Here is an 8,432-nt window from a genome sequence, read left to right as displayed (position 1 = left end):
GGCGATTTCAACCAGGCGATGATGGAGCTTGGCGCCCTGGTGTGCACGCCGAGCACCCCGCTCTGCGGCCGGTGTCCGCTCCAGGACGTGTGCCGCGCCCACGACGCAGGGACGGAGGAGGACTACCCGATCACGCCCGAGTCGGAGCCGGTGCCCCACCACGACATCGCCGTGGGGCTCGTGTTCGACGAGGACGACCGGCTCCTTATCCAGCGCCGCCCCGACGAGGGCCTCCTCGGCGGCCTCTGGGAGTTTCCGGGGGGCAAGCAGGAAGAGGGAGAGTCGATGAAGGCGGCATGCCAGCGTGAACTCAAGGAAGAGCTTGGCATCGAGGTAACGGATACAGAACCCTTCTACACGCTTTCCCACGCCTACTCCCACTTCAAGATCACCCTCCACGCCTTCCGAGGCCGCATCGCGGACGGCCCCCCTGAGGCCCGAGAGGATCAGCCATTTCGGTGGGTCCAGGTCGAAGAGCTTGACGACTACGCTTTCCCCCGCGCGAATCGCCGCCTCATCGAAGAGCTGGAGCGGCGTCAGACCGAGCCCTCCCTGTTCGATTCTGTGTCGCCGGACGGACCCTCCTGAAGGGTTCTCCGCCGTTCACTACGTCAGAGGTTTCCGTCCTGCTCGTCGGCACTGAAGATTGCGGCCCCAATCGCCCCTCCTATCGCCCCGAAAATGGAGTTTACGACGATCCCAATCACGAGGCCTATGATGATCATTGTCGTGCTTCCCCCTTGTTGAATTTGCTGCATCATCTCCGGGGACATTCCCTGTTCTCCCCCCATTTGCATGACATTCTTCATCACGTCCTGGGTAATCGACTGCGAGTCCAGATTGAGCGGACGCAGGGCCCGATCAAAAATGCTGGCCAGCACGGCTCCCCCAGCTCCAGCCAGCGCACCGAGGACCGCCCCATCTCCCGACTCGACAGAGGTCCCGGTTCGGCTCGTGAACTGTTGCACCGCCACGACGCCCCCAAGGATGACCCCGAGGCAACAGAGGAAGTTGATAAAGCTCAGGTAGGATGTGCTGAGAATGCCGGTCACGACGGCACCGACGAGAACCGATTGCTGTCGAGGAGTCATGGAGATCGAGGAGCTTCCCGGAGGTCAAGCGAAGAGGCAGGGCACCCTGACAACTTTTGGCACTGCCCTAAATGACATCAGCGAAAGGTATGGAAGAAAATACCAAACCGAAAGCTCGGCTCACGTTGTCTCCTCACTCCCCTGGGGCTCCCCTCTGGAGGCCTTTCTCAGCACCTGGTCTGTCACGTAGCTGGCCGCGATGCTTCCAAACAGGAGGCCAGTAAGGGCCCGGCTGATCGGTCCATTGCTCCAGAGGCCCAGGACCGGCCCGATCCAGTCGATGCTGAGCGGGACGAGCGAACCGAGCAGCACGTAGCGGCCGTGCCGCCCGAGTTCTGCCCATAGGCCCTGGCCCCAGCCCGTGACCGCCACGCCAAGCACAAGCCCCAGGTATATTCCTGTACATCGATCACAGATGGCCAGTGGCACGCCGTAGAGATGCGGCGAGCGGCTCGGGATCTGGTGACACACGGGAGCCAAACAGTCCCGCACTACGGCCTGTGCTCCACTGGGAAGGAATGGAGGGAGCACTGCGAGCAGGAGCATACCACTGGTACTCGCTAGCAGAACGTACCAGACAAGGCGTGGACGGCGCATCCCTACATGCGCGTGTGAGTGAGCCTGAACAGGTGAGCCTGAACCGGTGGTGTTGAGCAGAGCGGGAACCTCTTCGTACACCGGTTCCACTCCAGAGCCCTTTCGAAGTTCAGAGAGGACCCGTCCCTGGCGCACACCGGTGCTCCGGCGTCGCTAAACGATCTTCACCCCGCCCCCCGCCCTTCTTCGGGAACAAAGGCCTATTCTGCAGTGTTGACTAGCGTGAGTTATTATCACTCGTTACTGGCGAGTGATAATAACGACTGACTCAACCACCTCTCACTCATAAGTCACCCCGAACGAGTTATGACGAGCATAAGACCCCTCGGCGACCGCGTCGTCGTGCAGCCGGAACCGGCGGAGGAAAAGACCGAAAGTGGTCTCTACATCCCGGATTCGGCGCAGGAGAAGCCGCAAAGAGGAACGGTCCGTGCAATCGGCGAAGGCCGGGTCGAAGATGGAACCCGGATCGAGATGACGGTCGAGGAGGGCGATGAAGTCCTCTACGGCAAGTACGCTGGCACCGAGGTGACGCTCAACGGTGAGGAGTACCTCATCATGCGAGAGAGCGACATCTTCGGCATCGTCGAAGAAGGATAAGGACTGCATCTCTGCGGTGTTCGACCTCGCGGTCGCACGTCGCATTTTGAGCTGAACGCGAATGAAATGAATACAGCATACAACCATGGCTAAGCAAATAAAGTTTGATTCTGAGGCGCGCAACGCCCTCAAGGATGGCGTCGATCAGATGGCGCAGGCCGTGAAGGTGACGCTCGGCCCCAAGGGCCGAAACGTCGTTCTTGAGAAGTCCTTCGGGTCCCCTACCATCACGAAGGATGGCGTGACCGTCGCCAAGGAGATTGAGCTCGAGGAGAAGCTTCCGAACGTCGGAGCCCAGCTTCTCAAGGAAGCCGCGTCGAAGACCAACGATGCGGCCGGCGATGGCACGACGACCGCAACGGCCCTCGCCGAGTCCATCATCAACGCTGGCCTGAAGAGCGTAACTGCTGGCGCAAACCCAATGGACGTGAAGCGGGGCATCGACACCGCCTCGCGGCACGTCGTGGATCATCTCCGTCGGCAGAGCAATCCGGTCGAGGGGAGAGAGCGCATCAACCAGGTCGCCACGATCTCGGCGAACAACGACGACGCTGTCGGTGAACTGATCGCCGACGCCTTCGAGAAGGTCGGTCAGGACGGCGTCATCACTGTCGAGGAGGCTCGCGGCATCGAAACGTATCTCGACGTGGTCGAGGGCATGCAGTTCGACCGCGGTTACCAGAGCCCGTACTTCGTGACCGACTCCGAGGAAATGGAGGCGGTGCTCGAAGACGCCTACGTGCTGATCTACGACGACTCGATCGGCAACATGCAGGACCTGCTGCCGGTCCTGGAGAAGGTCAGCCAGACGAACGACCCGCTTCTGATCATCGCCGAGGACGTGGAGGGGGAAGCCCTCGCGACCCTCGTGGTGAACAAGATGCGCGGCACGCTGAAGGTGGCCGCCGTGAAGGCGCCGGGCTTTGGCGACCGTCGCCAGGCCATGCTCGAGGACATCGCTGTTCTCACTGGTGGAACCGTCATCAGCGAGGAGAAGGGCTATCGCCTCGAGAACGCGACGCTCGACTACCTCGGCAAGGCCGACCGAATCACCATCGACCAGGACACCACGACGATGGTTGGCGGTGAGGGCTCGCAGGAGCAGATTGAGGCCCGTGTCAACCAGATCCGGCAGCAGATTTCGCAGTCGACCTCCGACTACGACCAGGAGAAGCTGCAGGAGCGACTCGCGAAGCTCGCCGGTGGGGTGGCCGTTCTCAACGTGGGCGCCGCGACCGAGCCGGAGATGAAGGCGAAGAAGGCCCTCGTCGAGGACGCGCTCAGCGCCACCCGCGCAGCCGTCGATGAAGGCGTGCTGACGGGCGGCGGCGTTGCTTACCTGCGCGCCCTTGAGTCCCTCGAAGACGTGGAGGTTGAGAACGAGGACCAGCAGATTGGCGTCGGCATCGTGAAGAAGGCCCTCGAGGCCCCGCTTCGCCAGATTGCCGAGAACACCGGCCACGAGGGGTCCATCGTGGTTCAGAACGTGAAGGACGGCGAGGACGACTACGGGTTCAACGCCCGCACTGAGGAGTACGGTCCGCTCCTCGAGGACGGTGTCCTCGATCCGACCAAGGTGACGCGCTCGGCGCTCGAGAACGCGGCGTCGGTGGGCGGCATGCTGCTGACCACCGAGTCGGTCGTCGCCGATCTTGAGTCCGAAGATGAGGACGACGGCGGTGGCGGCGGTGCCGGTGGCGGCGCTGGCGGCGGCATGCCGGCCGGCGGTGCTGGCGGCATGGGCGGCATGGGCGGCATGGGCGGTATGATGTAAGCCCCCTTAGCCCGTGCACAAAGTCCCTGCTTTCACTGGGGCTGCGCCCCTTGGCGTTTCGGCACGACACGAGCTGCCCTCTCCCTCTCGGGAGGGGGCAGCTTTTTGTTTTTGGGACTTGTGTAGGGGAACCGCTGAGGCTCGGCTGACAGGAAAAGCCCCTCCTGCTCGGTGGTGCCGAAATCACGGGTCTCGTTCAGCGGTCCGCCTACGAACTGGCCGGTTCGGACTCTACCCAGTCGGCTGGGACCTCCACCTTGACAGCCTGCTGGATCGCCTCCACCCGCACCAGCAGGTACATCTGTCCACGATGCTCCTTCACCGTCCCCGTCAGCCCACGTAGTCCCTCAGGACCGTCGGTAATGGTGACCGTTTCGCCAACCGGGGGCCGCAGGTCCGCCACAGACAGCCGCTCGGGGGCCTCCTGGGTCTGCTTCAACTGCTCGGCCGTCTCCTCGCGGAGCCGAGCCGGCTCGCCGTTGAAGTGCACGCACCGAACGATGCCTTTCGTGCGCAAGACCCGCAGCCGGTCCTTTTCGTCGACCCGGGCGAAGAGATAGTTCCGGAACAGCGGCACGGTCACCTCCTTCTTCCGGTCCGACCACTGCCGGATCTCCTGTTTCTTCGGCACGAGCACGTTAATTTGGCGATCTTCGAGGCGCTCCTCACACTTTTTCTCGGCCCGAGCCCGGGTGTAGAAGACGCGCCATATACGCTTCGGGGTGGTGCTCATCGTTGGGAGACGTGTGTTCGATACTGATCCGGAGTTGAGTTGGCCCACGAATTTGTTTTTCGCAGCCTAGCGCACACCGTTCCGTGGAAGGTGCGCGAGTGTAGCCACTCCGGGGCCGCGGACGATCCGCGCATGGGACCCGTGGGGGTCTACTGAGGGTCGAGTGACCGAACGGCTTTGACCATGTCGCCGGCTGGATCGTTACCCCGCACGAGCTTAAAGCCCAGCTTCTCGCAGACGCGCTGCATTGCGTGATTCTGCTGAAGAATGTCGGCCGTGATGCGGTCGAGATTTTCCGCCTCCCCCACCCGCACGAGGCGGCGCAGCAGCTCGGTGCCGATGCCCTCGCCCTGGTACTCGTCGATCACGAGCATGGCAAACTCTGCCTCGTTGCGGCCGGGCTGCTGCGTGAGGCGCCCGACGCCGATAATTTCACCGTCGCCGTCCTCCGCTGGCCGTTCGGCCACGAGGGCCATCTCGCGGTCGTAGTCGATGAAGCAGATGCGGGCCAGTCGGTCGTGGGCCACCCGCTGCTCCAGCTTCATGAGATTGGCGTAGCGCAGGTACACGCTCCGCTCCGAGAGGCGTTCGTGGAACGTGACCAGCTTCGGCTCATCTTCGGGGCGGATGGGCCGGATTGTGACCTCTGTTCCGTCCGGCATCGGGTGCGTGCCAATGTACTGCCGCGGGTAGGGCCGGATGGCAGGGGTCGGCAGGTCCGCTTCGTCTTTTGTGTACGGGTGAAGCACGACCCGGGCATCGAGCGCCAGGAGCCCATCGTCGCCGGGGCCGGCCAGGAGCGGGTTGACGTCAATCTCCTTCACGCGCGGCTGCTCCACCACGAGTTGGCTGAAGCGTACCAGCAGGGTCTCCAGCGCGTCGAGGTCGACGGGATCACGCCCCCGCACCCCCCGCAGAGCCTCGTAGATCTTGGTTTGCTCCATCATGCGACGGGCCAGGGTGCGGTTGAGCGGTGGTAGGCCGAGGGCCCGGTCCTGATAGACCTCCACCAGCTGGCCGCCAGAGCCGAAGAGCAGCACGGGTCCGAACTGCTCGTCCATGCTACTGCCGATGATGAGCTCGTACCCATCGCTCCGGTCGATCATGGGCTGCACGGTCACCCCGTCGAAGCCCTCGCCCATGATGTTGTCGTCGATCGTCCGGAAGGCCTCCTCCACGGCCTCGTCCGAGCTGAGTCCGAGCTGCACACCGCCCACGTCGGACTTGTGCGTGATGGACGTGGAGTGGAGCTTCACGGCCACGGGGTAGCCGATGTCCTGAGCCGCCCCCACGGCCTCACTCGGAGTCTCGACGACACGGGTCTCGACGGTCGGGATGCCGTAGGCGGACAGCAGCTGTTTCGAGGCGTGCTCCGTCATCAGCACCCGCCCGGACTGGTGGGTCGCCTGCACGATCTCGGCGGCGGCGTCGCGGTCCGGGATGCCTTCCTCGTCTTCCGGCAGGCTGGGGGTTTCGTAGAGGGCGCGCAGGTTGTAGCTGTAGCGCCACATGTGGTTGAACACGCGCGCCGCAGTGTCCGGATACGCGAAGGTAGGCAGGCCGCTCTCGTTGAGGATGTTTTCGCCGGGGGCCACGGCATCGCCCCCCATCCAGCTGGCCAGGATGGGCTTGTCGTTGTCCCGGGCGTAGGGCCGCAGGTGCTCGGCCGTCTTCGTGGGCTCGGTCATGGCCTGCGGCGTGAGGACGACGAGGAGGCCGTCGCTGTTCTCGTCGTCCGCTGCCACCTCTAGGGTCTTGGCGTAGCGCTCCGGGTCGGCGTCGCCCAGGATGTCGACGGGATTGCCGTGGCTCCAGGCCGCAGGCAGGAGGTCGTCGAACGCCTCCATGGTTTCCTCCGAGAGGGGCGTCAGCTCTCCGCCTCCGTCGATGAGGGCGTCGGTGGCCAGCACGCCCGGACCACCCGCATTCGTGAGGACAGTCAGGTTTCGGCCCTCCGGTCGGGGCTGTTTGCTTAAGATCTCGGCCATGTAGAAGAGATCGTTGATGTTGTCCACACGGAGCACGCCGGTGCGGCGAAAAGCCGCCTTCAATACCGCGTCGCTGCCAGTGAGGGTGCCGGTGTGGGACGCCGCCGCCTCCGCGGCCGCCTCGGTACGCCCGGCCTTGATGACGATAATGGGTTTGGACTGGGCCACGTCCCGCGCCGCCGAAAGGAACGAGCGCGCGTCCCCGATCGACTCCATGTAGAGCACGATGCTCTCAGTCCGAGGGTCGTCGCCCAGATACTCGATCAGGTCGCCCCAGTCCACGTCGAGCATCGACCCGATGGAGACAAACGCACTGAAGCCCACGTTCTCGCGGAAGCTCCAGTCCAGGATGGAGGTCAGGAGCGCCCCGCTCTGACTAATGAACGCCACGTCGCCTTCGTTGGCCATCGAGCCAGCAAAGGTAGCGTTGAGGCCGTTGGGCGGCCGCATGACCCCGAGGCAGTTGGGCCCCACGATGCGGAGGTCGTGGTCCTGGGCAATCTCCTGAATTTCGCGTTCGAGTTTGGCCCCCTCCCCTCCTATCTCCCGAAAGCCGGCCGACACAATGATGAGCCCCTCCACGCCGGCCTCGCCGCACTCTTCTACGATGCCCGGTACAGTGGGCGCAGGCGTCGCAATGACCGCCAAGTCTACGGCCTCCTCCACGGCCCCGATGCGATCGTATGCCTCGATGCCGAGGACGCTGTCTCGCTTCGGGTTGACCGGAAAGATCGTGCCGCCGAAGGGGTTGCTCACTAGGTTCCAGAGCAGCGTGCGCCCGACGCTCCCCGGCTCCTCGCTCGCCCCAATGACGGCTACGCTTTCCGGATCGAAGATGGCATCGAGGGGCTGTCGTCGTGAGGCCAGAAGATCATAGGACGGATCGCTGGCAGGAGTCGAGTCGGACTGTACGTCGGGCTGATTAGCCATGGGAGGACGAGCGGCGTTGTGTGGACAATAGAAACCAGTCTCTGTGCAATAAAGGGATCGGAGGTACCGAAAGCACAGGGCCCTGCGGGTCGTTTCAATCCCGGAGGACTCCCCGTCCTGATTTCGTGGAAACTCTGTATCTTTGACGCGGAAGTTCTCTTGTCGAGGATATACGAGTTCCAAACTCCCACGACGGGCGATCCTTCCTCTGTCTCTCTCCTACGACGTTCCGCAAGGGCGATACCAGCCTGAGGAGGTCTTGGGGGATCCTGACTCAGAAGGATTCGGGGAGTGCTCATCGGGCAAGGGGGACCGACTCTCGGCATGCGAGAGGGAACGGTACTTTTCACACGAGAGAATGCACCTGGGATTCTTCTTGGCATGGGATTTGAGACAAGGCATAATGTGCCGTCCGAGACGCTGCTTTTTCACTCACAAGACGCCCCTTTTGCCATGAACGACGAGCCCCTTTCCCTCTCCAAAGAGGCCCGGCAGCACCGTCCGTACCGTAGCCTCTACGCGGCTCTTCTCTTTCAAAGCTTTCAGGATGCGCTCGACGAAGCGATGCCCGAAGATGCGTCGAGCGATCGTGACGAGGTCGCTTTTCAGGAGCGTCGCGCCGTTCCTGCCGGCCAATCCATGCTCGTCTCACGGGCGTAAGAGTGGACCCGTTCGATTCCCATCCGAATGCCCGTCGCCCGGGGCCGCACGGCGGATTC

At 63.3% G+C, this 8,432-nt stretch carries 8 protein-coding genes; 4 read left to right on the top strand and 4 right to left on the bottom strand.

Annotated features, from left to right (window positions below; all coding sequences use genetic code 11):
• Positions 1–588, top strand: a 588-nt coding sequence (mutT, locus tag ABEL04_RS10990) for an 8-oxo-dGTP diphosphatase MutT (RefSeq protein WP_375802440.1), incomplete at its 5' end; no start/stop codon positions are given.
• 23 nt (positions 589–611) lie between these two features.
• Here the strand turns inward: mutT and ABEL04_RS10985 are convergent.
• Complete coding sequence (locus tag ABEL04_RS10985) at positions 612–1,091, bottom strand: hypothetical protein (protein WP_375802439.1); 480 nt, start codon at positions 1,089–1,091, stop codon at positions 612–614.
• 120 nt (positions 1,092–1,211) lie between these two features.
• The gene (locus ABEL04_RS10980) at positions 1,212–1,637 is read right to left on the bottom strand and encodes a DUF2085 domain-containing protein (protein ID WP_375802438.1); all 426 of its coding nucleotides are present in this window, start codon (positions 1,635–1,637) and stop codon (positions 1,212–1,214) included.
• Between the two features lie 357 nt (positions 1,638–1,994).
• Here ABEL04_RS10980 and groES point away from each other — a divergent pair, with 357 nt between their 5' ends.
• Together groES and groL are read left to right on the top strand one after the other, a co-directional pair.
• Positions 1,995–2,288 (top strand): co-chaperone GroES, encoded by a 294-nt coding sequence (gene groES, locus ABEL04_RS10975; RefSeq protein ID WP_375802437.1) that lies wholly within the window; start codon positions 1,995–1,997, stop codon positions 2,286–2,288.
• Between the two features lie 85 nt (positions 2,289–2,373).
• On the top strand, positions 2,374–4,062 hold the full coding sequence (groL, locus tag ABEL04_RS10970; RefSeq protein WP_375802436.1) for a chaperonin GroEL: 1,689 nt from the start codon (positions 2,374–2,376) through the stop codon (positions 4,060–4,062).
• A 208-nt stretch (positions 4,063–4,270) separates the two neighbouring features.
• Here groL and ABEL04_RS10965 read toward each other — a convergent pair whose 3' ends face one another.
• The gene (locus ABEL04_RS10965; RefSeq protein ID WP_375802435.1) at positions 4,271–4,795 is read right to left on the bottom strand and encodes a transcription termination/antitermination protein NusG; all 525 of its coding nucleotides are present in this window, start codon (positions 4,793–4,795) and stop codon (positions 4,271–4,273) included.
• A gap of 149 nt (positions 4,796–4,944) precedes the next feature.
• The gene (locus ABEL04_RS10960; RefSeq protein WP_375802434.1) at positions 4,945–7,713 is read right to left on the bottom strand and encodes a bifunctional acetate--CoA ligase family protein/GNAT family N-acetyltransferase; all 2,769 of its coding nucleotides are present in this window, start codon (positions 7,711–7,713) and stop codon (positions 4,945–4,947) included.
• 453 nt (positions 7,714–8,166) lie between these two features.
• Between ABEL04_RS10960 and ABEL04_RS10955 the strand changes: the two genes are divergently transcribed.
• A complete protein-coding gene (locus tag ABEL04_RS10955) occupies positions 8,167–8,373 on the top strand; it encodes a hypothetical protein (protein WP_375802433.1) in 207 nt (68 codons plus the stop codon).
• The last annotated feature ends 59 nt before the right edge of the window (positions 8,374–8,432 follow it).

Origin of the sequence: Salinibacter sp. (genome assembly GCF_042218895.1) — a bacterium.
Lineage (GTDB): Bacteria > Bacteroidota > Rhodothermia > Rhodothermales > Salinibacteraceae > Salinibacter.
The sequence above is the reverse complement of the archived record's forward strand: the minus strand, read 5'-3'. Positions and strand labels throughout refer to the sequence as shown.

Excerpts from the sequence above, each read along its gene's own strand:
- ABEL04_RS10965 (WP_375802435.1), bottom strand. The coding sequence starts at position 4,795 with ATGAGCACCACCCCGAAGCGTATATGGCGCGTCTTCTACACCCGGGCT.
- ABEL04_RS10980 (WP_375802438.1), bottom strand. The coding sequence starts at position 1,637 with ATGCTCCTGCTCGCAGTGCTCCCTCCATTCCTTCCCAGTGGAGCACAG.
- ABEL04_RS10960 (WP_375802434.1), bottom strand. The coding sequence starts at position 7,713 with ATGGCTAATCAGCCCGACGTACAGTCCGACTCGACTCCTGCCAGCGAT.
- ABEL04_RS10985 (WP_375802439.1), bottom strand. The coding sequence starts at position 1,091 with ATGACTCCTCGACAGCAATCGGTTCTCGTCGGTGCCGTCGTGACCGGC.
- ABEL04_RS10955 (WP_375802433.1), top strand. The coding sequence starts at position 8,167 with ATGAACGACGAGCCCCTTTCCCTCTCCAAAGAGGCCCGGCAGCACCGT.
- groL (WP_375802436.1), top strand. The coding sequence starts at position 2,374 with ATGGCTAAGCAAATAAAGTTTGATTCTGAGGCGCGCAACGCCCTCAAG.
- groES (WP_375802437.1), top strand. The coding sequence starts at position 1,995 with ATGACGAGCATAAGACCCCTCGGCGACCGCGTCGTCGTGCAGCCGGAA.